At 65.7% G+C, this 25,478-nt stretch carries 22 protein-coding genes and 1 other RNA gene; 8 read left to right on the forward strand and 15 right to left on the reverse strand.

The genetic code is table 11. The annotated features are described in order from the left end of the window. Positions 1-42: 42 nt before the first annotated feature. The 11 genes from lapB to gyrA all read right to left on the reverse strand — a co-directional run bounded on the left by lapB (position 43) and on the right by gyrA (position 12,743). Positions 43-1,215, reverse strand: coding sequence for a lipopolysaccharide assembly protein LapB (gene lapB / locus G3N61_RS00765; RefSeq protein ID WP_089450132.1), 1,173 nt, complete (start codon positions 1,213-1,215; stop codon positions 43-45). Between the two features lie 53 nt (positions 1,216-1,268). Further along, positions 1,269-1,562, reverse strand: a complete 294-nt coding sequence (locus G3N61_RS00770) for a LapA family protein (protein ID WP_043181862.1) — start codon at positions 1,560-1,562, stop codon at positions 1,269-1,271. A gap of 210 nt (positions 1,563-1,772) precedes the next feature. Beyond that, positions 1,773-2,096 carry an integration host factor subunit beta gene (locus G3N61_RS00775; protein ID WP_006486894.1) on the reverse strand — a complete coding sequence of 108 codons (324 nt, stop codon included), beginning with the start codon at positions 2,094-2,096 and terminating at the stop codon, positions 1,773-1,775. A 22-nt stretch (positions 2,097-2,118) separates the two neighbouring features. Then, positions 2,119-3,849, reverse strand: a complete 1,731-nt coding sequence (rpsA, locus tag G3N61_RS00780) for a 30S ribosomal protein S1 (protein ID WP_342352384.1) — start codon at positions 3,847-3,849, stop codon at positions 2,119-2,121. Positions 3,850-3,972: 123 nt separating this feature from the next. After that, positions 3,973-4,659 carry a (d)CMP kinase gene (gene cmk / locus G3N61_RS00785; RefSeq protein ID WP_043181860.1) on the reverse strand — a complete coding sequence of 229 codons (687 nt, stop codon included), beginning with the start codon at positions 4,657-4,659 and terminating at the stop codon, positions 3,973-3,975. 13 nt (positions 4,660-4,672) lie between these two features. Next, on the reverse strand, positions 4,673-5,977 hold the full coding sequence (aroA, locus tag G3N61_RS00790) for a 3-phosphoshikimate 1-carboxyvinyltransferase (protein WP_043181857.1): 1,305 nt from the start codon (positions 5,975-5,977) through the stop codon (positions 4,673-4,675). A 13-nt stretch (positions 5,978-5,990) separates the two neighbouring features. Then, a complete protein-coding gene (locus G3N61_RS00795) occupies positions 5,991-6,917 on the reverse strand; it encodes a prephenate dehydrogenase/arogenate dehydrogenase family protein (RefSeq protein WP_205821104.1) in 927 nt (308 codons plus the stop codon). Positions 6,918-7,102: 185 nt separating this feature from the next. Beyond that, a complete protein-coding gene (gene pheA, locus G3N61_RS00800) occupies positions 7,103-8,185 on the reverse strand; it encodes a prephenate dehydratase (RefSeq protein WP_043181854.1) in 1,083 nt (360 codons plus the stop codon). Between the two features lie 33 nt (positions 8,186-8,218). Then, positions 8,219-9,301, reverse strand: coding sequence for a 3-phosphoserine/phosphohydroxythreonine transaminase (gene serC, locus G3N61_RS00805; protein ID WP_043181853.1), 1,083 nt, complete (start codon positions 9,299-9,301; stop codon positions 8,219-8,221). Between the two features lie 155 nt (positions 9,302-9,456). Next, positions 9,457-10,056 (reverse strand): DUF2059 domain-containing protein, encoded by a 600-nt coding sequence (locus G3N61_RS00810; protein WP_011351329.1) that lies wholly within the window; start codon positions 10,054-10,056, stop codon positions 9,457-9,459. 83 nt (positions 10,057-10,139) lie between these two features. Beyond that, positions 10,140-12,743 carry a DNA gyrase subunit A gene (gene gyrA, locus G3N61_RS00815; RefSeq protein WP_089450129.1) on the reverse strand — a complete coding sequence of 868 codons (2,604 nt, stop codon included), beginning with the start codon at positions 12,741-12,743 and terminating at the stop codon, positions 10,140-10,142. A 542-nt stretch (positions 12,744-13,285) separates the two neighbouring features. On the opposite strand from gyrA, the gene ompA reads away from it, so the two are divergent. From ompA to ssrA, 4 genes are all read left to right on the forward strand, one after another. Beyond that, positions 13,286-13,954: an outer membrane protein OmpA gene (gene ompA, locus G3N61_RS00820; protein ID WP_006476579.1), complete on the forward strand. Its 669-nt coding sequence runs from the start codon at positions 13,286-13,288 to the stop codon at positions 13,952-13,954. Between the two features lie 154 nt (positions 13,955-14,108). Then, on the forward strand, positions 14,109-14,807 hold the full coding sequence (gene ubiG / locus G3N61_RS00825; RefSeq protein ID WP_205821105.1) for a bifunctional 2-polyprenyl-6-hydroxyphenol methylase/3-demethylubiquinol 3-O-methyltransferase UbiG: 699 nt from the start codon (positions 14,109-14,111) through the stop codon (positions 14,805-14,807). Positions 14,808-14,820: 13 nt separating this feature from the next. Beyond that, positions 14,821-15,537, forward strand: a complete 717-nt coding sequence (gph, locus tag G3N61_RS00830) for a phosphoglycolate phosphatase (protein WP_043181845.1) — start codon at positions 14,821-14,823, stop codon at positions 15,535-15,537. Between the two features lie 17 nt (positions 15,538-15,554). Further along, positions 15,555-15,924: a transfer-messenger RNA gene (gene ssrA / locus G3N61_RS00835) on the forward strand. A 236-nt stretch (positions 15,925-16,160) separates the two neighbouring features. Here the strand turns inward: ssrA and G3N61_RS00840 are convergent. The 3 genes from G3N61_RS00840 to G3N61_RS00850 all read right to left on the reverse strand — a co-directional run bounded on the left by G3N61_RS00840 (position 16,161) and on the right by G3N61_RS00850 (position 18,370). Then, complete coding sequence (locus G3N61_RS00840; RefSeq protein ID WP_205821106.1) at positions 16,161-16,514, reverse strand: DUF4148 domain-containing protein; 354 nt, start codon at positions 16,512-16,514, stop codon at positions 16,161-16,163. Between the two features lie 378 nt (positions 16,515-16,892). After that, entirely contained in the window at positions 16,893-17,162 is a 270-nt protein-coding gene (locus G3N61_RS00845) for a hypothetical protein (RefSeq protein ID WP_043181843.1), read from the reverse strand. A gap of 101 nt (positions 17,163-17,263) precedes the next feature. After that, a complete protein-coding gene (locus G3N61_RS00850; RefSeq protein ID WP_089450128.1) occupies positions 17,264-18,370 on the reverse strand; it encodes a substrate-binding domain-containing protein in 1,107 nt (368 codons plus the stop codon). A gap of 131 nt (positions 18,371-18,501) precedes the next feature. On the opposite strand from G3N61_RS00850, the gene G3N61_RS00855 reads away from it, so the two are divergent. From G3N61_RS00855 to G3N61_RS00870, 4 genes are read left to right on the forward strand one after another with little or no spacing between them, the layout of a single operon-like run. After that, positions 18,502-19,002, forward strand: a complete 501-nt coding sequence (locus tag G3N61_RS00855; RefSeq protein ID WP_043181841.1) for an NAD(P)H-dependent oxidoreductase subunit E — start codon at positions 18,502-18,504, stop codon at positions 19,000-19,002. Then, positions 18,999-20,579, forward strand: a complete 1,581-nt coding sequence (locus G3N61_RS00860; protein ID WP_205821107.1) for a formate dehydrogenase beta subunit — start codon at positions 18,999-19,001, stop codon at positions 20,577-20,579. Before G3N61_RS00855 ends, G3N61_RS00860 begins: the two co-directional genes overlap by 4 nt. A 17-nt stretch (positions 20,580-20,596) precedes the next feature. After that, on the forward strand, positions 20,597-23,548 hold the full coding sequence (gene fdhF, locus G3N61_RS00865) for a formate dehydrogenase subunit alpha (RefSeq protein WP_089450126.1): 2,952 nt from the start codon (positions 20,597-20,599) through the stop codon (positions 23,546-23,548). 7 nt (positions 23,549-23,555) lie between these two features. Further along, positions 23,556-23,807 carry a formate dehydrogenase subunit delta gene (locus G3N61_RS00870; protein ID WP_043181836.1) on the forward strand — a complete coding sequence of 84 codons (252 nt, stop codon included), beginning with the start codon at positions 23,556-23,558 and terminating at the stop codon, positions 23,805-23,807. Between the two features lie 8 nt (positions 23,808-23,815). Here G3N61_RS00870 and G3N61_RS00875 read toward each other — a convergent pair whose 3' ends face one another. Further along, positions 23,816-25,459: an FAD-dependent monooxygenase gene (locus tag G3N61_RS00875; RefSeq protein WP_205821108.1), complete on the reverse strand. Its 1,644-nt coding sequence runs from the start codon at positions 25,457-25,459 to the stop codon at positions 23,816-23,818. Positions 25,460-25,478: the final 19 nt, after the last annotated feature.

The raw sequence follows: 25,478 nt of genomic DNA on the forward strand, positions 1-25,478 counted from the left end.
AGCCCGGCGACAACCGCAGCGCGTTGGCTCGGCGTGCCGGGATCAGCCCGGCATCGCTGGTTCGACGCGGCGCGGCGCATAGGTTTCCCAGCCGCTGCATCCGGGACACTGCCAATAGAAAAGCCGTGCCCGGAAACCACAATTCTGGCACGTATACCGTGGCAGATTCTTCGTGCGCTGCTTGATCAGCGCACGCATCATTTCAAGTTCCTTACGGCGCGGTTCGTCGGCCGCCGCGATTTGCGCATCGAGCAGATGCAGCATCCCCGACAGGTTCGGCGACTTCTCCATCTGCGTGCGCGCGAGCGTGTGCGCCGCGTCCTGGCCACGCAACCCCGCGATGTGCTGGTACGCGATGTCGAGCAGGTCGTTCGACGGATAGCGATCGATATACCCCATCAGCAGCTCGGCGCCTTCGGCGTTCTTGCCGAGCGCGACGTACGCCTTCATCAGCTTGTCGGCAACGAGCGGCAGATACGCCGGATTCTGCGCTTCGACGCGCTTCCAGTGCTCGATCGCGGCCGCGTGGTTACCCTCCGCTTCCGCCGCGTCGCCGGACAGGACCGTCGCGCGAACGTTCTGCGGGTTCACGGCCAGCGCCAGGCGCAGCTGTTCGGCGGCCGCTGCCGCATTCTTGCGTTGCAGCGCGTCCTGCGCGAGTTCGCAGTGGAACTGAGCGATTTCGACGCCAAGCGGCTTGTCGCTCATCGACTCGATGCGCTTCGCCGTATCGATCGACTTGTTCCAGTCCTTCTCGATCTCGTAGATCGTCAGCAGCGCCCGCTGCGCGCCGAGCGCGTAATCGCCGTCGGCGAGCTTGTGGAACGCCTCCTCGGCACGATCGAGCAGGCCGGCTTTCAGGAAATCCTGGCCAAGCTCGTACAACGCGTGGTCGCGCTCGTTGACCGGCAGGTCCGTGCGGCTCAGCAGGTTCTGATGCACCCGGATCGCGCGGTCGGTTTCACCGCGGCGGCGAAACAGGTTGCCAAGCGCGAAGTGCAGCTCGACCGTCTCGGGGTCGAGCTTGGCGACCTCGATGAACGCGTCGATCGCCTTGTCAGGTTGTTCGTTCAACAGAAAATTCAGGCCGCGAAAATACGATCGCGGCAGGTTGGCACTCTCCGACAGGAGATTCTTCAGGTCATAGCGTGACGCCGCCCAACCGAGCGCGAACGCGACCGGAATCGCGAGCAACCACCAGAAATCCAGATCCATGCGAAATATCGAAGCAGAGACGAAAACCGCGCGATGATCGCGCGGCGTCCGTGTTAAATGACGGGCGGCATCGGCGGCTGGTCGATGACGGCCGGCGTTTCGCGCGCCGCGCGCAGATCGCGCTTCAGGCGCCCGTTCTCGAGACGCAGGCGGAAGATCGACGGCAGCGCGGACAGCAAACCGGCCAGCAGCCCCACGCCGAAGAACGCCAGGCCGAGCAGGATCAGCGGCGCTTGCCATGAAAAGCCGGCAACGAAATTCAGCGTCGCGGTTTGCGTATTGGCCAGCGCAAGCACCAGCAGCAGTACGAACACCAATACCCGGATCAGCCAGACGATAAACTTCATGAAGCCCTCTCTTTGTTGAGGTTTGCCGCGGCGCGCGACTCCCCTTCGTCGCACCGAATCGACCCGTATTGTAAAGGAAGCGTTTCCGCGGCTGCGCACATCCTGCGCTCACCCGTTACGCCACCCGCGCCGGAAATGAAAAAAGCGCCCGCAAGGGGCGCTTTTCTTTTCAGCCTTCGCCGGATAGGTTCCGGGCAAACCGGATGACGCTCAACGCTCGTCGTCCGGATCGTCAGCCTTCAGCGGCTCACCGGCACGGCCGTCGACGCGTTCACGCAATTCCTTGCCAGGCTTGAAGTGCGGCACGAACTTCTCGGGCACCTGCACTTTCTCCCCCGACTTCGGGTTGCGTCCGACGCGCGCCGGGCGACGGTTGAGGCCAAAGCTGCCGAAACCGCGAATTTCGATACGATGCCCTTTCGCCAGGGCGTCAGACATCGCATCGAGCATCGTTTTCACCGCGAAATCCGCATCCTTGAGGACAAGTTGCGGAAATCGCGATGCCAGCTGCGCGACCAACTCGGATTTGGTCATACTTCAGCAGACCTCGTGAGGCTTACTGGTTCTGGCCGTCGAGCTTCGCCTTCAGCAGCGCGCCGAGGTTGGTCGTACCGGTCGCAGCCGAGCTGGAGTCCGACTGCAGGCCGCGGATCGCTTCCTGTTGCTCAGCCGAATCCTTCGCCTTGATCGACAGGTTGATGCCGCGCGACTTGCGATCGATGTTGATCACCATCGCGTTGACCTTGTCGCCTTCCTTCAGCACGTTGCGTGCATCTTCGACGCGATCCTGCGAGATTTCCGACGCGCGCAGGTAGCCTTCGATGTCGCCCGTCAGCGTGACGACCGCACCCTTCGCATCGACCGTCTTCACGACGCCGTCGACGATCGAGCCCTTGTCGTTCATTGCAACGTAGTTGCTGAACGGGTCGCCTTCGAGCTGCTTGATGCCGAGCGAAATACGCTCCTTCTCGACGTCGATACCGAGCACGATTGCTTCGACTTCGTCGCCCTTCTTGTACTTGCGAACAGCTTCTTCGCCAGCTTCGCTCCACGACAGGTCCGACAGGTGGACCAGGCCGTCGATGCCGCCCGGCAGACCGATGAACACGCCGAAGTCGGTGATCGACTTGATTGCGCCCGTGATCTTGTCGCCCTTCTTGAAGTTGCGGCTGAAGTCATCCCACGGATTCGGCTTGCACTGCTTCATGCCGAGGCTGATACGACGACGGTCTTCGTCGATCTCGAGGACCATGACTTCGACTTCGTCGCCCAGCTGGACAACCTTCGACGGAGCAACGTTCTTGTTGGTCCAGTCCATTTCCGACACGTGGACGAGGCCTTCGATGCCCGATTCCACTTCGACGAATGCGCCGTAGTCGGTGATGTTCGTGACCTTGCCGAACAGGCGCGTGCCCGACGGGTAACGGCGCGAGATGCCTTCCCACGGATCGTCGCCCAGTTGCTTAATGCCCAGCGAGACGCGGTTCTTCTCTTGGTCGAACTTGAGGATCTTCGCGGTGACTTCCTGGCCAACCGACAGGACTTCGCTCGGGTGACGCACACGACGCCATGCGATGTCGGTGATGTGCAGCAGGCCGTCGATGCCGCCGAGGTCGACGAACGCGCCGTAGTCGGTGATGTTCTTGACCACGCCGTTGACGATCGCGCCTTCCTTCAGCGTCTCGAGCAGCTTCGCGCGCTCTTCGCCTTGGGTTGCTTCGATCACTGCACGACGCGACAGCACGACGTTGTTACGCTTGCGATCGAGCTTGATCACGCGGAACTCGAGCGTCTTGCCTTCGTACGGGGTCGTGTCCTTGACCGGACGCGTGTCGACCAGCGAACCCGGCAGGAACGCGCGGATGCCGTTGACCATCACGGTCATGCCGCCCTTCACCTTGCCGGTGATCGTGCCGGTGACGAGTTCGTTGTTGTCGAGAGCCTTTTCCAGCGACAGCCACGATGCAAGGCGCTTCGCCTTGTCGCGCGACAGGATCGTGTCGCCGTAGCCGTTTTCGAGTGCGTCGATCGCGACGGACACGAAATCGCCCGACTGCACCTCAACCTCGCCCTGATCGTTCAGGAATTCCTCGATCGGAATGTAAGCCTCGGACTTCAGGCCTGCATTGACGACCACGAAGTTGTGGTCGACGCGCACGACTTCGGCGGAAATCACTTCGCCGGCGCGCATGTCTTGGCGGGTCAGCGACTCTTCGAACAGAGCCGCGAAAGATTCAGTATTCGGGGTAGAGGTTTGCAGGTCGGACATAAAAATCTGATTGTGCATGGATCGCTGTGCCACGCCGGCCGGAATGGCAGGCTGAAAGGGCCAGATCGAGGTCCACACGGGGTTAAGGGTTCGAAACACGCCCCGCACTTATGCGCGGAGCACCTACCGCTACCCGCCTTCTCAGGCGGGCTGGCCGAGCGCCCGGTACCACTGCAGCACCTGATCGACGGCTTCATCGACCGAAAGTGCCGACGTATCGAGCAGCTTGGCATCTGCCGCGGGCTTCAGCGGCGCGGCCGCGCGATTGCTGTCGCGCGCGTCACGTTCACGAAGATCCCGGAGCAAGTCATCTATATTAGCAGAAAAACCTTTTTGCATCAATTGCTTATGCCGTCTGGTCGCGCGCGCCTCGGCGCTGGCCGTCAGGAACACCTTCAGCACGGCGTCCGGGAAGATCACGGTGCCCATGTCGCGCCCGTCTGCAACGAGGCCCGGCGTCTTGCGGAACGCGCGCTGGCGCGCGACGAGCGCGGTGCGCACCGGTCCGTGCACGGCGATCGCCGATGCGCGGTTGCCGACCGCTTCGGCGCGGATGTCGTTCGACACATCGACGCCGTCGAGCTGCGCGCAGCCTTCGCGAAACGTGATGTGGAGATCGTCGATCAGCTTCACGAGTGCATCGATGTCGTCGGCCGCGATGTCGTAGCGCACGCTCGCCAGCGCCGCGAGACGGTACAGCGCGCCGCTGTCGAGCAGGTGGAAGCCGAGATGCGCGGCGACGAGCGCGGCGACGGTGCCCTTGCCGGAAGCAGTCGGGCCGTCGATCGTGATGACAGGGGTCGGGTGAAAGGGTCGGGTCGATTTCATCGGAACAATCAGGTCAGGCTTTGGCGAGCGCGGCGAAGCGGTCGAAATAGTCGGGGAACGTCTTGCCGACGCACTTCGGGTCGTTGATCCGCACGGGCACGCCGCCCAGGCTGACGAGCGAGAAGCACATCGCCATCCGGTGGTCGTCGTACGTGTCGATCGCCGCGTTCGGCGTGAGCTTTTCCGGCGGCGTGACGACGAGATAGTCGGGGCCTTCCTCGACGATCGCACCGACCTTGCGCAGCTCGGTCGCCATCGCGGCGATGCGGTCGGTTTCCTTCACGCGCCAGCTGGCGATGTTGCGCAGCGTGCTCGTGCCGTTCGCGAACAGCGCCGCGACCGCGATGGTCATCGCCGCATCGGGGATCAGGTTGAAGTCCATGTCGATCGGCTCGAGCTTGCCGTGGTCGTGGCCGATGCCGCGCACGTCGATCCAGTCGTCGCCCATCGTCACGTTCGCGCCCATCTGCATCAGCGCATTCGCGAAGCCGACATCGCCCTGGATGCTCGCACGCCCCACGCCTTCGACGCGCAGCGGGCCGCCGCCAAGCGCGCCGGCCGCGAGGAAGTACGACGCGGACGACGCGTCGCCCTCGACCATGATCCGGCCCGGCGAGCGATAGCGGACGCCGGCCGGCACGACGAAGCGCTGCCAGCCGTCGCGCTCGACGGTCACGCCGAAGCGCTCCATCAGCCGGATCGTGATGTCGATGTACGGCTTCGAGATCAGTTCGCCGTCGACCTCGACGACGGTCTTGCCGTCCTTCGCCTTCACGAGCGGCAGCGTCATCAGCAACGCCGTGAGGAACTGGCTCGACACGTCACCGCGCACGCGGATCGGTGCGTCGACGGAAACCGTCGCGGGCTTGATCCGCAGCGGCGGGTAGCCTTCGTTCAGCTCGTAGTCGATCTGCGCGCCGATCTGCCGCAAGCCGTCGACGAGATCGCCGATCGGCCGCTCGTGCATGCGCGGCACGCCATGCACGCGATAGTCGCCGCCGTTCACCGCGAGCGCGGCGGTCAGCGGCCGCACGGCCGTGCCCGCGTTGCCGAGGAACAGGTCGGCCGTCTTCGCGGTGAATGCGCCGCGCGTGCCCGTGACGACACAGGTGTCGCCATCGCGCGCGAGCTTCACGCCGAGCTTGCCGAGTGCGTCGAGCATCACGCGCGTGTCGTCGGAGTCGAGCAGGTTGGTGATCGTCGTTTCGCCTTCGGCAAGCGCCGCGAGCAACAGCACGCGGTTCGAAATGCTTTTCGAGCCGGGCAGGCGCACGGTGCCCGATGCGCTGGAGTATGGGCCGAGATCGAGATAGTCCATGGGAATCGTCCTGTTATTTCTTGACCGGTTCGGCAGCGGGCGTACCGCCGCGCTCCTGCCATGCCTTGCGCGCGGCGCGCGAGCGCGTGAACACGGCTTCGAGCGCCGCGCCGTCGCCGGCGTCGATCGCCGCGCGCAGCCGTGTGAGCACGCGCGTGTAGCCATCGAGTTCGTCGAGCAGCGCCGCGCGGTTCGCGACACACACGTCGCGCCACATCTCCGGGCTCGACGCGGCGATGCGCGTGAAATCGCGGAAACCGCCCGCCGCGTACGAGAATTTCAGTTCCGCGTCGGCCTCGCCAAGGATCTGCTCGACGAGCGCGAACGACAGCACGTGCGGCAGATGGCTGATCGACGCAAACACGCGATCATGCTGCTCGGTGCTCATCGTGCGCACGTCGGCGCCGGTTTCGCGCCACATCGCGTCGATCCGGGCGACGGATTCGGGCAGGTTCTCCGGCAGCGGGCACAGCACGACGTTGCGGCCGACATACAGATCCGGCAACGCGGCCTCGACGCCGCTCGACTCGCGACCGGCAATCGGATGCCCCGGCACGAACTGCGCGATGCGCGCGCCGAGCGCTTCGCGCGCGGCCACGACGACATCGGACTTGGTGCTGCCCGCATCGGTGACGATCGTCGCCGCTTCAAGCCACGGCGCGATGCGCGCGAGCAACGGGCCCGTCTGCGCGACGGGTGCCGCCAGCAGCACGAGATCGGCGCCTGCCAGCGCGTCGCGCAATTGCGCGTCGTCGTCGAGCGCTGCCGCGCGGTCGATCACGCCGAGCGCGAGCGCGCGCTCGACCGACGTACGCGAACGGCCCACGCCGACGACCTCGCCCGCGCTGCCCGGCGCGCGCTCGCGCAGCGCGCGGGCCAGCGATCCGCCGATCAGGCCGACGCCGAAGATGACCAGTTTGTTGAATGCAAAGCCTGACACGACAAGAGCCAAGTTACGCGCGCAGGACGACACCCCGCACGCGGAATTCCAGATTCCGGGCAACGGGCTCGCATCCGGCGCAACCTGCGCCGGACACCGCCCGAACCCGCCTTCGGCAGCACCGACCGGCTGCCCTGCCCGCCTGGCCGCAACGCCTGCTCGAGCAGGCGACGGGCCGCCGCGCATCAGCGTGCGCGCGGATACGAACCGAGTACCTTCAGGAACGCAGCCTTCTGGCCGAGTTCCGCCAGCGCGGCCGCCACCGCCGCATCGTCCCGGTGCCCTTCGATGTCGATGTAGAAGTAGTACTCCCACGTGCCGACGCGCGCCGGGCGCGACTCGAAGCGCGTCATCGACACGCCATGCCGCGCGAGCGGCTCGAGCAGCTTGAACACGGCGCCCGGCTCGTTCTTCACCGACACGATCAGCGACGTCTGGTCGTGACCGCTTTGCCCGGCCGGCTGCTTGCCGATGATCACGAAGCGCGTGCGGTTGTGCGGATCGTCCTGGATCAGCGAGAACGCGATCTGCAAGCCGTAGTGTGCGGCTGCGCGGTCGCCCGCGATCGCCGCGACGGTCGGATCGGCCGCCGCGAGACGCGCGGCCTCCGCGTTGCTCGCCACCGCCTGCCGCTCGAGCTGCGGCGCATTCGCCGCGAGCCACTGCTGGCATTGCGCGAGCGCCTGCGCATGCGCGCAGACGCGCTTCACGCCGTCGAGCGTGCCGCTCTGCGTCAGCAGGTTGTGGTGGATCGGCAGCGCGAGCTCGCCGCTGATCAACAGTTGCGTCTGCAGCAGCAGGTCGAGCGTGCGTGACACGGCGCCTTCGGTCGAATTCTCGACCGGCGCGATGCCGAACGCGGACGCACCGGCCTCGACCGAACGGAACACCTCGTCGATCGACGGGCACGGCAGCCCTTCGATCGACTGGCCGAAATACTCGAGCATCGCCTGCTCGCTGTACGTGCCGACCGGCCCGAGGAACGCGACGTGGATCGTCTGCTCGAGCGCGCGGCTCGCGGCCATGATCTCGCGCCAGATGGCGCTGATGTGCTCGCTCGCGAGCGGCCCCGCGCTCATGTCCTGCAGCCGCGCGATCACCTGCAGCTCGCGCTCCGGCCGGAACACCGGTGCGTTGAAATGCTTCTTGACCTCGCCCACCTCCAGCGCCACCGCGGCGCGCTGGTTCAGGAGCGAGATCAGCTGCGCATCGATCGCGTCGATGCGATCGCGCAGCGGTTTCAGGCGGGAATTCAGTTCGTCGTCCATGCGTTTTGCCGTGCTGTTTGAACAGCGCCGCCGTCAGGCGCCGCGCTGCTCGAAGTCCTTCATGTACTCGACGAGCGCTTTCACGCCCTCGAGCGGCACCGCGTTGTAGATCGACGCCCGCATGCCGCCGACGGACTTGTGGCCCTTCAGCTGCAGCAGCCCGCGCGCCTTTGCGCCGGCGAGGAAGTCTTCATTGCGCGTTTCGTCGGCCAGGAAAAACGGCACGTTCATCCGCGAACGTGCTGCCGGCTCGACCTTGTTCAGATAGAAACTGCTCGAATCGATCGTGTCGTAGAGCAGCTTCGCCTTCTCGATATTGCGGGCCTCGATCGCTTCGAGGCCGCCCTGCCGCTTCAGCCACTGGAATACCAGGCCCGCGATGTAGATCGCGTAGGTGGGCGGCGTGTTGTACAGCGAGTTGTTCGCGGCGATGGTCTTCCATTCGAACGCGGACGGGCAGATCGACAGCGCGCGGTCGAGCAGATCCTCGCGCACGATCACGAGCGTCACGCCGGCCATCCCGATGTTCTTCTGCGCGCCGCCGAACAGCACGCCGTACTTCGCGACGTCCATCGGACGCGACAGGATGTGCGACGAGACATCCGCGACCAGCGGCACGTCGCCGAGATCGGGAATCTCGAACGTCTCGACGCCGTCGATCGTCTCGTTGGTGCACAGATGCACGTAGGCCGGATCGTCCGACAGTTGCCACTCGGCGCGCGCGGGCGCACGCGTGAAGCCGTCTTCCGTCTTGCCGGTCGCGGCGAGATGCGGCGTGCCGTATTTCTTCGCTTCGCTGAACGACTTCTGCGACCACGAACCCGTGACGACGAAGTCGGCCGTCTTGCGCGACCCGAGCAGGTTCATCGGCACGATCGCGTTTTCCGCGATACCGCCGCCCTGCAGGAACAGGATCCGGTGGCTGGCCGGCACGCCGAGCAGGTCGCGCAGGTCGGTCAGCGCGGCCTCGTGGATCGACATGAATTCCTTGCCGCGATGGCTCATCTCCATCACGCTCATGCCGCTGCCGTGCCAGTCGAGCATTTCGTCGGCAGCTTGCCGCAGCACTTCCTCGGGCATCGCCGCAGGGCCGGCGGAGAAATTAAAGACGCGCATCGTGAAAACCTCGGAGGGACGCGACCGGCTCGCTGCCGGCAGAACGCGCCAGAAAAGAAATGGCCGCTTGCGCTCACGCGCAAACGGCCATTATCGCACTGTCGTCAGGCTCCCGCCAAACCCGGCCGAACGGCCGGGGGCGTGCCCGGACGGCTTTACTTGCCCGGCTTGACTGCTGCGACTTCCTTGTCAGCCTGCGTGCGCGTTGCCTGGATAGCTTGCGGCATGTACTTCTGCATCAGGCCGTTGACCACGTCGCGACCGACTTGATCCTGAACCTGGATGAACTTGCGGCCCGTCGGGCTCTTGTAGAACGTCGTCAGATCCTTGATCTCCGACGTGCTGTAGTACTTCGCGTAGGCGTCGTACTGAGCCGACATCGCGTCGTTCTGGAACTGTTGCGTGCCGAACACCTTGCCTGCGCCGTCAACCAGCTTCGGCACCGCGTTCTTTTGCAGCGTCGGAACGGCAGCCTGCTTCTGCTTGTCGTTCAGCGTCTTGTTTTCCGACAGCGCGTCCGACAGGATCGCCGGGACGAGTTGCTTGGCCTGCATTTCGGCGCTGTTGCCGATTGCCGACACGAGCTTCGGCGCGTCGATCGCGTCGAGCAGATCCTTGATCGCTGCCTTCTTGTCGGCGTCGATCGGCGCAGCTGCTGCCGGAGCTGCCGGTGCGGAATTCGACAGCGCTTGCGCCATCGCGAACGTCGGCACCAGTGCAGCCAGCAGAACCAGTTGCTTGAATTGCTTTTGCATCATCACTCCCTTTTGGAAATATGAATGGTTGCTCGCCGGCCGCGGCGCTTCGCGCCCGCGGCGGCTAGAGTCTCATCCGTTCTTCAGGCTTCGCCGTCCGACGCCTCGTCGGCCTCGCCGTCACCCTCCTCGGCCTCCGCGATCTGCTGCAGGCCAGAGAGCTTGGTACCCTCATCGAGACTGATGAGTGTAACACCTTGCGTGGCACGCCCCATCTCGCGAATCTCCGAGACACGGGTGCGAATCAACACGCCGGCCGTCGTGATCAGCATGATCTGATCTTCGGCATCGACGAGCGTTGCGGCCACGACCTTGCCGTTGCGCTCGGACGTCTGGATCGCGATCATACCCTTCGTGCCGCGGCCGTGACGCGTGTACTCGGTGATCGGCGTGCGCTTGCCGTAGCCGTTCTCGGTCGCGGTGAGCACCGTCTGCTCTTCGCTGCCGGCGACCAGCAGCGCGATGACCTGCTGCCCGTCCTCGAGCTGCATGCCGCGCACGCCGCGCGCCTCGCGGCCCATCGGACGCACGTCGTTCTCGTCGAAGCGCACGGCCTTGCCGGAATCCGAGAACAGCATCACGTCGTGCGCGCCGTCGGTGATCGACGCACCGATCAGGTAGTCACCTTCGTCGAGGCCGACCGCGATGATGCCCTTCTTCATCGGACGGCTGAACGCCTCGAGCGGCGTCTTCTTCACGGTGCCGAGCGACGTCGCCATGAAGATGAACTTGTCGGCCGAGAATTCCTTGACCGGCAGCACGACGTTGATCTTCTCGCCTTCCTGCAGCGGGAACATGTTGACGATCGGGCGGCCGCGCGAGTTGCGCGAGCCCTGCGGCACTTCATAGACCTTGACCCAGTACACGCGGCCGCGGTTCGAGAAGCACAGGATGTAGTCGTGCGTGTTCGCGATGAACAGCGTCTCGATCCAGTCGTCTTCCTTCATCTGCGTCGCCTGCTTGCCGCGACCGCCGCGCTTCTGCGCACGGTACTCGGACAGCGGCTGCGACTTCACGTAGCCCGCATGCGACATCGTGACGACCATGTCCTGCGGCGTGATCAGATCTTCGGTGTTCAGCTCGGTCGCGTTCAGCTCGATCTTCGAGCGGCGCGCGTCGCCGAACTCGGCCTTCACCGAGGTCAGCTCCTCGCCGATCATCGTCGTGATCCGCTCGGGGCGCGCGAGGATATCCAGCAGGTCGGCGATCTGCGCCATCACTTCGCGGTACTCGCCGATGATCTTGTCCTGCTCGAGGCCGGTCAGGCGCTGCAGACGCATCTGCAGGATTTCCTGGGCCTGCGTGTCGGACAGGCGGTACAGCCCGTCGACCTGCATGCCGAACGCCGGGTTCAGGCCTTCCGGACGGTACGCGGAACGGCCGCCGGCCGCCGCGTTCTCGCTCTCGGCGCGCGTGAGCATCTCGCGCACGAGCGACGAATCCCACGGCTTCGCCATCAACTCCGCCTTCGCGATCGGCGGCGTCGGCGCGGCCTTGATGATCGCGATGAACTCGTCGATGTTCGCGAGCGCGACCGCGAGACCTTCGAGCACGTGGCCGCGTTCGCGGGCCTTGCGCAGTTCGTAGATCGTGCGGCGCGTCAGCACTTCGCGTCGATGCGACAGGAAGCACTGCAGGATTTCCTTCAGGTTCAGCAGCTTCGGCTGGCCGTCGACGAGCGCGACCATGTTCATGCCGAACGTGTCCTGGAGCTGGGTCGCCTTGTACAGGTTGTTCAGCACCACTTCCGGCACTTCGCCGCGCTTGAGCTCGATCACGACACGCATGCCGCTCTTGTCGGACTCGTCGCGGATGTCGGAGATGCCTTCGAGCTTCTTCTCGTTGACGAGCTCGGCGATCCGCTCGAGCAGCGAACGCTTGTTCACCTGGTACGGCAGCTCGTCGACGATGATCGCCATCCGCTGGCCGCGGTCGATCTCCTCGAAGTGCGTGGCCGCGCGCATCACGACGCGACCGCGCCCGGTGCGGTAGCCGTCGCGCACACCGGCGACGCCGTAGATGATGCCGGCCGTCGGGAAATCCGGCGCCGGGATGATCTCGATCAGTTCGTCGATCGTCGCTTCCGGGTTGCCCAGCAGGTGCTGGCACGCGTCGACGACTTCGTTCAGGTTGTGCGGCGGAATGTTGGTCGCCATGCCGACCGCAATACCCGACGAGCCGTTGATCAGCAGGTTCGGGATGCGCGACGGCAGGACCGACGGCTGCATTTCGTTGCCGTCGTAGTTCGGCTCGAAATCGACCGTTTCCTTGTCGATGTCGGCGAGCAGCTCGTGACCGATCTTCGCCATGCGAATTTCGGTGTAACGCATCGCCGCGGCATTGTCGCCGTCGATCGAGCCGAAGTTGCCCTGCCCGTCGATCAGCATGTAGCGCAGCGAGAAGTCCTGCGCCATCCGCACGATCGTGTCGTAGACCGCAGTGTCGCCGTGAGGGTGGTACTTACCGATCACGTCACCGACGATACGCGCCGACTTCTTGTACGCGCGGTTCCAGTCGTTGTTCAGTTCGTGCATCGCGAACAACACGCGCCGGTGCACGGGCTTCAGGCCATCGCGGACATCCGGGAGGGCACGTCCGACGATCACGCTCATCGCGTAATCGAGATACGAACGGCGCATTTCCTCCTCTAGGGAGGTGGGCAGGGTCTCTTTGGCGAATTGATCCATGTATCCGTATCGTTTCGGAGCGAAGACGGCGAACGCCTTTCGCGTGGGCGCTGCATGCGCAACGCAACGCGAGATTCTAACATGCGCCCATCAGCCGCCAATTCGCCGCCCCCTCTATATATAAATAGCAAAAATCGCAGCGCCAGCGAATCGGCCGGAATTGCGCACCGCAATCGCGCCCGACTCGACATCACAGACGATTGCAACATCGCTTGTTTTTCGCGCACGAGTAAACAACTGCATTCACCGGCGCAATTTCGTCGCCACACTCTTGACAATCTCTAAAAGTTACGGCAGGTCAGTGTTGCGCATGCACCACAAAGTTGAAGCGATCTTGGGGTGGGGAGGATTTTTTTTCGTAGGAAGGGAACGATATGGCAAAATGCCAACGCACTGAAAGTTAGACGCTGCTCGAAGTCTACACAGAGGCGGCGCCGCGTTTTTTGTGCCGCACCAATGTTATACTTCGAGCAATGTATGACTTGTCACCGTCAACAGGCTCGCAGTAAACCTGCGGTAATCTCAATTTCGAGAGGAGAAATATGAATAAACTTTCAAAGCTCGCGTTCATTGCAGCTACCGCAGTTATGGCTGCATCCGCTTCGGCACAGTCGGTGCCGGCGTCGCGTCAAGCCGTCAATGACAACTGGGTCAACGGCACGGGCGAATGGGTGTGGATGAACGGCACGAACGAGCTCTGCTGGCGCGATGCGTTCTGGACGCCGGCCACCGCCAACGCGAAGTGCGATGGCGCACTGGTCGCCCAGGCACCGCAGCCGCCGGTCGCTCCGGTCGCTCCGGCAATCACGAGCCAGAAGATCACGTATCAAGCTGACGCACTGTTCGACTTCGACAAGGCAACGCTCAAGCCGCTGGGCAAGCAAAAGCTGGACGAACTGGCTTCGAAGATCGAAGGCATGAACACGGAAGTGGTCGTCGCAACGGGCTACACGGACCGCATCGGTTCGGACAAGTACAACGACCGTCTGTCGCTGCGCCGTGCGCAAGCCGTGAAGTCGTACCTGGTCAGCAAGGGTGTGCCGGCCAACAAGATCTACACGGAAGGCAAGGGCAAGCGCAACCCGGTTACGACTGGCTGCAACCAGAAGAACCGCAAGCAACTCATCGCCTGCCTCGCACCGGATCGCCGCGTGGAAGTCGAAGTGGTTGGTACGCAGCAAGTGCAGAAGACGACCGTTCCGGCAAACTAAGCCGCGGTTTTCGACTGCTTCAAAGCCCCGCCCCGGCGGGGCTTTTTCTTTGACGCCCGCCCAGGCGCTCGTCGCTTCGCCGCTCGTCCGCTTCTTATATACTCGGGGCTGACGAACCGCAGCACCGCCCTCCTCCCGTAGCCCGTTTGCCGACATGACCAACGCCGATCCGCACGAACTCCAGAAATTCAGCGACCTCGCCCATCGGTGGTGGGATCCGAATGCCGAATTCAAGCCGCTGCACGACCTGAACCCGGTCCGGCTCGGATGGATCGATGCGCATGCGCACCTCGCCGGCAAGCGCGCACTCGACATCGGTTGCGGCGGTGGCATCCTGTCCGAATCGATGGCCGGACTCGGCGCACAAGTGAAAGGCATCGACCTGTCGACTGAAGCGCTTGGCGTCGCCGACCTGCACAGCCTCGAAAGCGGTATCACGGTCGACTACGAGGCCATCGCCGCCGAAGCGATCGCCGCGCGCGAACCGGGCGCCTACGATGTCGTCACGTGCATGGAGATGCTCGAGCACGTACCGTCGCCCGGCGATATCGTCGCCGCGTGCGCGACGCTCGTGAAACCGGGTGGCTGGGTGTTCTTCTCGACGCTGAACCGCAACCTGAAGGCCTACCTGTTCGCCGTGATCGGCGCGGAGTACATCGCGCAAATGCTGCCCAAGGGCACGCACGACTACGCGCGCTTCATCCGCCCGTCGGAACTGGCCGGCTTCATACGCGCGACGGATCTGCACATCGTGGAGATCAAGGGCATCACGTATCACCCGATCGGCAAGCGCTTCGCGCTGTCGAACGACGCCGACATCAACTACCTCGTCGCGTGCCGCCGCGGCGCGTGACCTTCCAACCGGCATGACGACTCCTCTCTCGACCGCGCGGGCTGCACTCGACGAACCGCGCCTGCTGCACTGCGATGCCGTGCTGTTCGACCTGGACGGCACGCTCGCCGACACGGCGCCCGATCTCGCGGCTGCCGTCAACAAGATGCAACGCGTGCGCGACCTGCCCGAAACACCGCTCGACGTGCTGCGGCCGCTGGCCTCGGCCGGCGCACGCGGCCTGCTCGGCGGCGCGTTCGGCATCGATCCGCACACGCCCGGCTACGAAGCGATGCGCGACGAGTTCCTGGCCAACTACGCAACGGATCTGTGCGTGCATACGACGCTGTTCCCGGGCATCGGCGACGTGCTCGACGAGCTCGACGCGCGTGGCGTGCGCTGGGGCATCGTCACGAACAAGGCGATGCGGCTCACGGCGCCGCTCGTCGACCTGCTCGGTCTCGCGCCGCGCGCCGCCTGCGTCGTCGGGGGCGACACAACGCCGCACCCGAAGCCGCACCCGGCCCCGCTGCTGCATGCGGCAGACCAGTTGACGCTCGCGCCTGCGCGCATCGTCTACGTCGGCGACGACCTGCGCGACATTCAGGCCGGCAGCGCCGCCGGCATGGCGACGGTCGCGGCCGCGTACGGCTACTGCGGCGACGGCGCCGCGCCATCCGACTGGCAAGCGCAGCATCTCGTCGACACGACGCAGCAACTACGCGAACTGCTGCGCGATGTTGGGCTATAATGTTTGATCTTATCCGCGGGGGCGACCTGGTTTCGACAGGGGTTGTGAAGCGGCTAGGGCATGTCGAGGACCCGTCACCTCGTTAATCAATGGGAAAATCGTAACTGCAAACGACGATACGTTCGCACTGGCAGCCTAAGGGCCGCCGTCCTCTGCCTAGTTCACTGACGGGCTAGTGTCGCAAGACCGGTAGCAATACCGCCAGAGGTCATTTACGTCAGTTAAGCCCTGTCGGCGTCGCGACGCCAGGGTCGAAAACCTAGCGAATCGCCGTAGTGCAGCGTGTTCGTCCGCGTCGCTGCGGTTAAATCAAATGACTGAACTAAACATGTAGAACTAGTCGTAGAGCGCTTCTGGACGCGGGTTCGATTCCCGCCGCCTCCACCAAATTCCGCGTTCGCCGCACGAACCCCGCATGACGCAAGTCCGCGGGGTTTTTTGTTGCCGGCGAAACGCATGCGTCCCTCTCCTGCCGAAAAAGCGCCCAGCCACGGATGGGCCGGGCGGAATGCCGCCGGACTTCCGGCGACAGGAGGTGACGGATGTCCTGCCGCGCCCGCGCAATCATCGATCGCGCCCGGCAGCGGCCAGCCCGGGTGCTGCGGCACCGGGCGATACGCGGCTTAGCTGCCGCGGTACAGCGACTTCATTTCTTCAGCGGTGGCCGGGCGCACGCCCATTGCACGCGAACCCGATGCCGACGCGCCCTGCGCCTGCGCACCGTAACCGCTGGCGTCGGCGCCTTGCGCCTGCGCCAGCGCAGCGCGCTGCTGCTCTGCAACACGCGCCGTTGCAGTCTGGATCGCTTCCGGGTAATGCGGATCTTCGCCGCGAGCGGTGTTGTAACCTGCCTGCTGCAGCTGGACCAGTTCAGCGCGAACCTGTGCGCGGGTGATCGTCGAACCCGACTGGGCGAACGACACGACCGGGGCAACGAGAGCGGCAGCAACGACAACAGCTTGAACGAGCGACTTCATGATGACCTACCTCCAGATTTGTCTGTGTTCGCGGTGAACACCTTGTTCATCGCTGACAACCCGAAGTTTATGTAGGCGGATGCTTAAGAATAAGGCAGGTTTCAGGAAGACATCCTTCCTGATTTACGGGTTAACCCTAGACTCACCGCCAGGCCAGCGATGCGCACACGCGGACATCGCCCGACATCGAATCGCATGAAGATTCGCCGGAAAGCAAAAAGCCCCGCGAAGCGGCAACGCCTCGCGGGGCTCGGACAGAATCGGATGTGTACGGGATCCTGCAGTTGCCGGTCAGCCGGTCAGGCCGGTGCACAGGCGCAACGCGCGCCAGCGAACCGGTGCAACATGACCGCCGTGCGGGCGCAACCGTCCGCCGTGTTACCGGCTATCCATCGGACACTTCAGGTTGCAGCCGCTCGGATCGCCCAAGTCGCCCTTGCGACGCAAGGCCGACTTCTTGCCGCTCTGGTATTTCTGCGACGGCGCCGACGCCGCGAAAGGCATCTGCGGATGTTCGTTCAAGCGAAACTGTTCGCTCAGGATACCGCCGGGCACACCAGGAGAATTCTGCGCGAGCGCAAACGGCGAAACAGTGACCAGCAGCCCCGCGGTCAACGCTGCCGCGGCGAGGGGAACGGAAAATTTCATGGCGGGATGACGCTTGAACGGCGTGCTTGTTGGAACGTTGATCAAGCGGCAAGCGTAGCGCAAATCCCCCACTGCTGCATCGCGGTTCGATCGCGCCCGCGTTACCGGGAATTGCCGTCCGGCAAGCCCGCGCCCTTGCCGCCGGCCAGCCCCGCCACGATGCTCGTCAGCGATCCGCACGCGGCCGGATCGTAGCCGTCGAGATGCGCGACGCGCTCGATGAAACGCACGTCGCGCAGCAGCGCCAGTACGCCGGCAAGCGGCCGCGCGTCGAGCTGCGCGCGTTCGCACGCGAAGTAATAGTCCTCGTCGACGACCGGGATGAAATCGAGACCGAAATGATGGGCGGCAGGCTCGACGCCGAAGCCGAGATCGGCCATCCCGCTCGCGACGAATGCCGCGATCGCTGAATGCGTGAGTTCGGCCGACGCATAGCCGTCGATGCGCTCGGGATCGATGCCGATCGCGCGCAGCGCGAGATCCAGCAGCATGCGCGTGCCGGACCCCGGCTGGCGGTTGACGAAGCGGATGTCATTGCGCGCGAGATCCGCGAGCCCGCGAACCTGCTTCGGGTTGCCGCGAGGAACGAACAGCCCCTGCTGGCGCCGTGTCAGGTGGATCAGCACATGGCGCGTATCGTCGAGCCACGGCCGGTAGATCTGTGCGCACTGCGCGCGAAACGCGCCACGCGGCAGATGGAAGCCGGCCAGGTCGCACTCGCCGCGGGCAAGCGCCTGCACGGCCTCGACACTCTCGCGGTACTTGATGTCGACAGCCGCCTGCGCATCGACGAGCGCCGATACGAGCGTCGCGACCGCGTAGCCGTGCGACGCGTGGATGCGTACGGCGCCATCACGCTGCGCGAGCCGACGATTCAGGTCGCTCGCCACTTCGGCCGCCAGCGTGCGCAGGTTCCCGTCGAGCCGGCTGCGCGCGAGGCGCTGCGCATCGACGACCGCCTGCCCGAGCGCCGACAGCGTCGAGCCCTTGCCGCGCGCGGTTTCGATCAGTTCCCCGCCGATGCACGCCTCCAGCGCGCGCAGCATACCCCACGCGTGCCGGTAGGACAGCCCTTTCGCTTGCGCGGCCTGCGCAATGCTGCCCGTGTCGGCCACGAGTTCCAGCAGCGGCGCGACATCCGACAGGCTGGCGGCGCGACCTTCCGTGTCGCGTACGGTCAGATACGCGTCGCATTCGATTCGAATCAATTATGCACTCCGATTTCCTATTGCGACCGTAAAAGCTTCCGCTTATCGTTGGTCAAAATCAATCAGAACGAAGCCGCAATGCGCACTATATGAAGTCCAGGCGCATATGAGACTTTGGAGGAGCATAACCGATGTCCCCGAACTCCCACGCGCCCGACGCGCTCGTCGAGCGCCACGCGCGCGCCGGCCAGTCGCTGGTCGCGATCCTGCACGCGATCCAGGACGACGCGGGCTACGTGCCGCCGGGCTGCGTTGCGCCGCTCGCGAAGGCGCTTAACCTGTCGCGCGCGGAAGTGCACGGCGTCCTGACTTACTACCACCACTTCCGCACCGCGCCGCCCGCGCGCGTGACGATCCAGATGTGCCGCGCCGAAGCGTGCCGCAGCATGGGCTGCGAATCGCTCGCCGCGCATGCGGAAGCGCGCACGGGGTGCCGGTTCGACGCGGCGCACGACGCCGCCGCGGATGCGCATGCGCCCGGTGAAGTCGCCCTCGAATCGGTGTACTGCCTCGGGCTGTGCGCACAATCGCCGTCGCTGACGGTCAACGGCGTGCTGCATGCGAAGGTCACGCCGGAGAAATTCGACGCGCTGCTGGCCGACGCGGTCGCCCACGCTCCGGAGGCCGCATGACGACGACCCGCATCTACGTCCCGCGCGATTCGTCCGCGCTGGCGCTCGGCGCCGACTCGCTCGCGGCCGCGATCGTCGCGGAAGCCGAGCGGCGCGGTGTTGCGATCGAACTGATCCGCAACGGCTCGCGCGGGCTGCTGTGGCTCGAACCGCTCGTCGAGGTCGGCACGGCCGCCGGCCGCGTCGGCTACGCAAACCTGTCGGCCGCCGACGTGCCGGCGCTGTTCGATGCCGGCTGGCTCGACGGCGGCGGGCATCCGAGCGGCGTCGGCCTCGTCGACGCATTGCCCTATCTCGCGCGCCAGCAACGCCTCACGTTCGCGCGCATCGGCCTGACCGATCCGCTGTCGATCGACGACTACCTGCAATACGAAGGCCTCGCCGGCCTGAAGAACGCACTTGCGCTCGACGGCGATGCCGCGTGCGAAACGCTGATCGAATCGGGGCTGCGCGGCCGCGGTGGTGCAGCGTTCCCGGCCGGCATCAAGTGGCGCACGGTCCGGCAGGCGAGCGCCCGGCAGAAATACATCGTCTGCAACGCGGACGAAGGCGACTCGGGCACCTTCTCCGATCGCCTGATCATGGAATGCGATCCGTACTGCCTGATCGAAGGGATGATCATCGCGGGGATCGCGACGGGCGCAACGGTCGGCTACATCTACGTGCGCAGCGAATACCCGCACGCGATCGCCACGCTCGAAGCCGCGATCGTCCGCGCACGCGAAGCCGGCTGGCTCGGCGCGCACGTGCTCGGCTCCGCGCATGCGTTCGAGCTGCACGTCGCGAAAGGCGCGGGCTCGTACGTGTGCGGCGAGGAAACGGCGCTGCTCGAATCGCTCGAAGGCAAGCGCGGCGTCGTGCGTGCGAAACCGCCGCTGCCCGCGCTCGCCGGCCTGTACGGCCAGCCGACCGTCATCAACAACGTGATCACGCTCGCGACGGCGCCCGTGATCTTCGCGCGCGGCGCGGCGTTCTATCGCGACTACGGGATGGGCCGCTCGCGCGGCACGCTGCCGTTCCAGCTCGCGGGCAACATCCGCCACGGCGGCCTCGTCGAGCTCGCGTTCGGCGTGACGCTGCGCGAGCTGCTGTTCGACTTCGGCGGCGGCACGGCAAGCGGCCGGCCCGCGCGCGCTGCCCAGGTCGGCGGCCCGCTCGGCACCTACCTGCCCGATCACCAGTGGGACGTGCCGCTCGACTACGAAGCGTATACGGCGATCGGTGCGGTCGTCGGCCACGGCGGCATCGTGCTGCACGACGACACGTCGAACCTCGCCGAACTCGCCGAATACGCGATGAAGTTCTGCGCGATCGAATCGTGCGGCAAGTGCACGCCGTGCCGGATCGGTTCGACGCGCGGCGTCGAGACGATCGCGCGCATCCGCCACGGCGACACGTCGGAGCGGCAGGTCACGCTGCTGCGCGACCTGTGCGACACGATGCTGGCCGGTTCGCTGTGCGCGATGGGCGGCATGACGCCGTATCCGGTGCTGTCCGCGCTCGACCATTTCCCCGAAGATTTCGGGCTCGCCGCCGGCAAGGATGCCGCGGCGGGTCCGGTCAAGGCTGCGGCCTGACCCAGAAGGAGCCCTGCATGTCCCTCGACACGAACAACGTCCGCCAAGGCGGCTGCGGCTCGGGCCAATGCGCGTGCAAGAGCGCCGCGCAGGCGCGTGCCAGCGACCCGTTCGACGATACCGACTACGGCACGCCGCAACGGCATGCCGATACCGACGTCACGCTCGAAATCGACGGCCAGCCGGTCACGGTGCCGGCCGGCACGTCGGTGATGCGCGCGGCGATCGAAGCCGGCGTCAACGTCCCGAAGCTCTGTGCGACCGATTCGCTCGAACCGTTCGGCTCGTGCCGGCTGTGCCTCGTCGAAATCGAAGGCCGGCGCGGTTATCCGGCGTCGTGCACGACGCCTGCCGAAGCGGGCATGAAGGTGCGCACGCAATCGGACCGCCTGCAGTCGCTGCGTCGCAACGTGATGGAGCTGTACATCTCCGACCATCCGCTCGATTGCCTCACCTGCCCCGCCAACGGCGACTGCGAACTGCAGGACATGGCAGGCGTCGTCGGGCTGCGCGAGGTACGTTACGGCTTCGACGGCGCGAATCATCTGCGCGACAAAAAGGACGAGTCGAATCCGTACTTCACGTACGACCCGTCGAAATGCATCGTCTGCAACCGCTGCGTGCGCGCCTGCGAGGAAACGCAGGGCACGTTCGCACTGACGATCGCCGCACGCGGCTTCGAATCGCGCGTCGCCGCGGGCGAAAGCGAATCGTTCATGGCATCGGAGTGCGTGTCGTGCGGCGCGTGCGTCGCCGCGTGCCCGACCGCGACGCTGCAGGAAAAATCCGTCGTGCAACTCGGCCAGGCCGAACACTCGGTCGTCACGACCTGCGCGTACTGCGGCGTCGGCTGCTCGTTCAAGGCCGAGATGAAGGGCACGCAGGTCGTGCGCATGACGCCGCACAAGAACGGCCTCGCGAACGAGGGCCACGCGTGCGTGAAGGGACGCTTCGCGTGGGGCTATGCCACGCACAAGGACCGCATCACGAAGCCGATGATCCGCGAGAAGATCACCGACCCGTGGCGCGAAGTCAGCTGGGACGAAGCGCTCACCTATGCGGCAACGCAATTCCGCAAGCTGCAGCAGAAGTACGGCCGCGACTCGATCGGCGGCATCACGTCGTCGCGTTGCACGAACGAGGAAACCTACCTCGTGCAGAAGCTGGTGCGCGCAGCATTCGGCAACAACAACGTCGACACCTGCGCACGCGTGTGCCACTCGCCGACGGGCTATGGCCTCAAGACGACGCTCGGCGAATCGGCCGGCACGCAGACGTTCGCGTCGGTCGGCCAGGCCGACGTGATCGTCGTGATGGGCGCAAACCCCACCGACGGCCACCCGGTGTTCGGCTCGCGGCTGAAGCGGCGCGTGCGTGAAGGCGCGAAGCTGATCGTGATCGACCCGCGCCGCATCGACGTCGTCGACGGCCCGCACGTGAAGGCCACCCACCACCTGCAACTGCGCCCCGGCACCAACGTCGCGATCGTCAACGCGCTCGCGCACGTGATCGTCACCGAAGGGCTCGTCGCCGACGCGTTCGTCGCAGAGCGCTGCGAGACGCGCGCATTCGAGCAATGGCGCGACTTCGTGTCGCGTGCCGACAACTCGCCCGAAGCGACCGCCGACGTGACGGGCGTGCCGGCCGAGCGGGTACGCGAAGCCGCGCGCCTCTATGCGACGGGCGGCAATGCCGCGATCTATTACGGGCTGGGCGTGACCGAACACGCGCAGGGCTCGACCACGGTGATGGGCATCGCGAACCTGGCGATGGCGACCGGCAACATCGGCCGCGAAGGCGTCGGCGTCAATCCGCTGCGCGGCCAGAACAACGTGCAGGGCTCGTGCGACATGGGCTCGTTCCCGCACGAGCTGCCCGGCTACCGGCACATCGGCGACGAGATCGTGCGCACGCAGTTCGAGGCAGCGTGGTCGGCGAAACTGCAACCGGAGCCGGGGCTGCGCATCCCGAACATGTTCGACGCGGCGCTCGACGGCAGCTTCAAGGGGCTTTACTGCCAGGGCGAGGACATCGTCCAGTCGGACCCGAATACGCAGCACGTCGCAGCCGCACTGTCGGCGATGGAATGCATCGTCGTGCAGGACATCTTCCTGAACGAGACCGCGAAGTACGCGCATGTGCTGCTGCCCGGCTCGTCGTTCCTCGAGAAGGACGGCACGTTCACGAACGCGGAACGCCGCATCTCGCGCGTGCGCAAGGTGATGCCGCCGCTCGCGGGCTACGCGGACTGGGAAGTCACGCTGATGCTGTCGCGCGCGCTCGGCTACGAGATGGACTATGCGCATCCGTCGGACATCATGGACGAAATCGCGCGGCTCACGCCGACCTTCTCGGGCGTGTCGTACGCGAAGCTCGACGCGCTCGGCAGCATCCAGTGGCCGTGCAACGAGCATGCGCCGGAAGGCACGCCGACGATGCACATCGACGCATTCGTGCGCGGCAAGGGCAAGTTCGTGATCACGCAGTTCATTGCGTCGCCGGAGAAGGTCACGCAGCGCTATCCGCTGATTCTGACGACGGGCCGCATCCTGTCGCAGTACAACGTCGGCGCGCAGACCCGCCGCACCGAGAACGTGCAGTGGCACGAGGAGGACCGCCTCGAGATCCATCCGCACGACGCGCAGGATCGCGGCATCCGCAGCGGCGACTGGGTCGGTATCGAATCACGTGCGGGGCAGACGGTACTGCGCGCGCTCGTGACCGAACGCATGCAGCCGGGTGTCGTGTACACGACGTTCCACTTCCCCGAATCGGGCGCGAACGTGATCACGACGGACAGCTCGGACTGGGCGACGAACTGCCCCGAGTACAAGGTGACGGCCGTACAGGTGCTGCCTGTCGCGCAACCGTCCGACTGGCAGCAGGCGTACGCGCGCTTCAACGCGGAACAGCTCGACCTGCTCGAGCGCCGCGCAGCCGCGACCGCAACCGTGACGACAGGCAAGTGAGGACACGATGGACCACCGACACCTGATCGACATGGCGAACCAGATCGGCGCATTCTTCGAATCGATGCCCGATCGCGACGAAGCGCTGACCGGCATCGCCGACCACATCCGGCGCTTCTGGGAACCGCGGATGCGCCGTGCGTTCCTGGCGGCGCTCGACGACCCGTCGGGCGAGGCCGCGCAACGCGCGGCGCCGATCGTGCGCGATGCGATTGCCGTGCATCGCGCGTCGCTCGTGCCTGCCGCGGCGAGCGCCTGACCGCACCGCTACGCGGATCGCGACATGCCCGCGAACCAGCTTTCGCAGTGGCGCAGCAGCGCGTTCGCGTCGGTCGCCGTGCGTCCCCGCGCGGCGACATAACCGTCGGGCCGAAGCAGGTAAAACGACGGCCGAGAGCGGCCGTATTCCTGCACAAGCGCGCCATCACCGCCTTCGGCATCGGTGACGCGCCAGAATCGCACCGCATCCGGCATGATCCGTTCGAGCCCCTGCACGAGCGCCTGCGCATCGGCCGGTATCGGCGGCACCGTGCCGGCGTCGGCGTTCGCCGGCTCTTCCAGCAGCAGCAACGTGAAGCTCGCCGGATCGTGCAGGTCGTATAGCCGCGCCGTTCCGGGCGCCTGGCCGAGCGGCCCGTCGAGCACGCGCACGCGTGCGTCGGGTGCCCGCTCACCCGCGCGCGGCCCGCCGTCGAGCACGCGCTCGAGCGTGAGCGGACTCTTCCGGTACTGCACGCCGAGTTCGCTGACCGTGCGCCGTACCGCATCGCGCATCGGCCCGAACGAAGCCAGCACCGGCACGACGTGATCGCGCAGCAGCTTCATCGCGCCGCGCTCGGCTTCGACGATCTGCGTGACGAACCCGGTCTGCCGCAACACGTCGCGCTCGATCGGATGACGTTCCGCGTGATACGTGTCGAGCAGCCGCTCGGGCGTGCCCGCGCCGAGCACGCGCGCGAGCTTCCAGCCGAGATTGAAGGCTTCCTGGATACCGGTGTTCATGCCCTGCGCGCCAGCCGGGCTGTGCACGTGCGCGGCGTCGCCCGCGAAAAACACGCGGCCGTGACGCAGCCGGTCGATCATCCGGCTGTGCAGGTGAAAATAGGACGACCACGCGAGATCGCTCGGCGAAATCGACGCACCGGCACGGGCACGCACGATCGCATCGCATTCCGCGAGCGACGGGGTCGGCGCATCGGGCGACGCGTCGCTGCCGGGCGGCCGGTCGGCCACGAGCCGGTAACGGCCGCCGCCCATCGGAAACAGGCCGGCGATACCCTCGGGCGTCGTGAACAGGTGGATCTCCTCGTCCGGCCAGTCGGGTATCGCCGCGAAATCGGCCAGCAGGAAAGTCTGTTCGAACGCATGCCCGGTGAAGCCCAGGCCGAGCAGATGTCTGACCGTGCTGTGCGCGCCATCGGCCGCGATCAGGTATGACGGGGCGAACGATTCGTCGCGGCCGTCAGCGCGGCGGATCGACACGTCGAGCGACGCGCCGCCCGCGTCGCACGCGGTCAGCGTCGTGCCGCGCTCGACCGTCACGCCGAGCCGGGCCAGGTGCTCGGCGAGCAGGCGCTCGGTGACGGCCTGGTCGAGAAACAGCAGGTATGGATAACGCGTTTGCAGCGGATCGAAATCGAGCCGCGCGATCACGCGGCCGTCGGCATGCAGCGCGGCCGCATGCGCGCGATGGCCGAGCGCGAGAAACGGCTCGACCGCGCGATGCTGCTCCAGCAGTTCGAGCGTGCGCGCCTGGATGCCGATCGCGCGCGAGTGCGGCGCAGGCGCGGCGAGCCGATCGATGATGCGCACCGGCACGCGGGCTCGCGCGAGGCTCATCGCCGCGGCAAGGCCGGTCGGACCCGCGCCGACGATCAGCACGGGCCGGATATCGGGCAGTGTGTCAGCCATGAGAACCTCGATGACACGC

Origin of the sequence: Burkholderia sp. Ac-20349 (genome assembly GCF_017104865.1) — a bacterium.
GTDB lineage: Bacteria > Pseudomonadota > Gammaproteobacteria > Burkholderiales > Burkholderiaceae > Burkholderia > Burkholderia aenigmatica.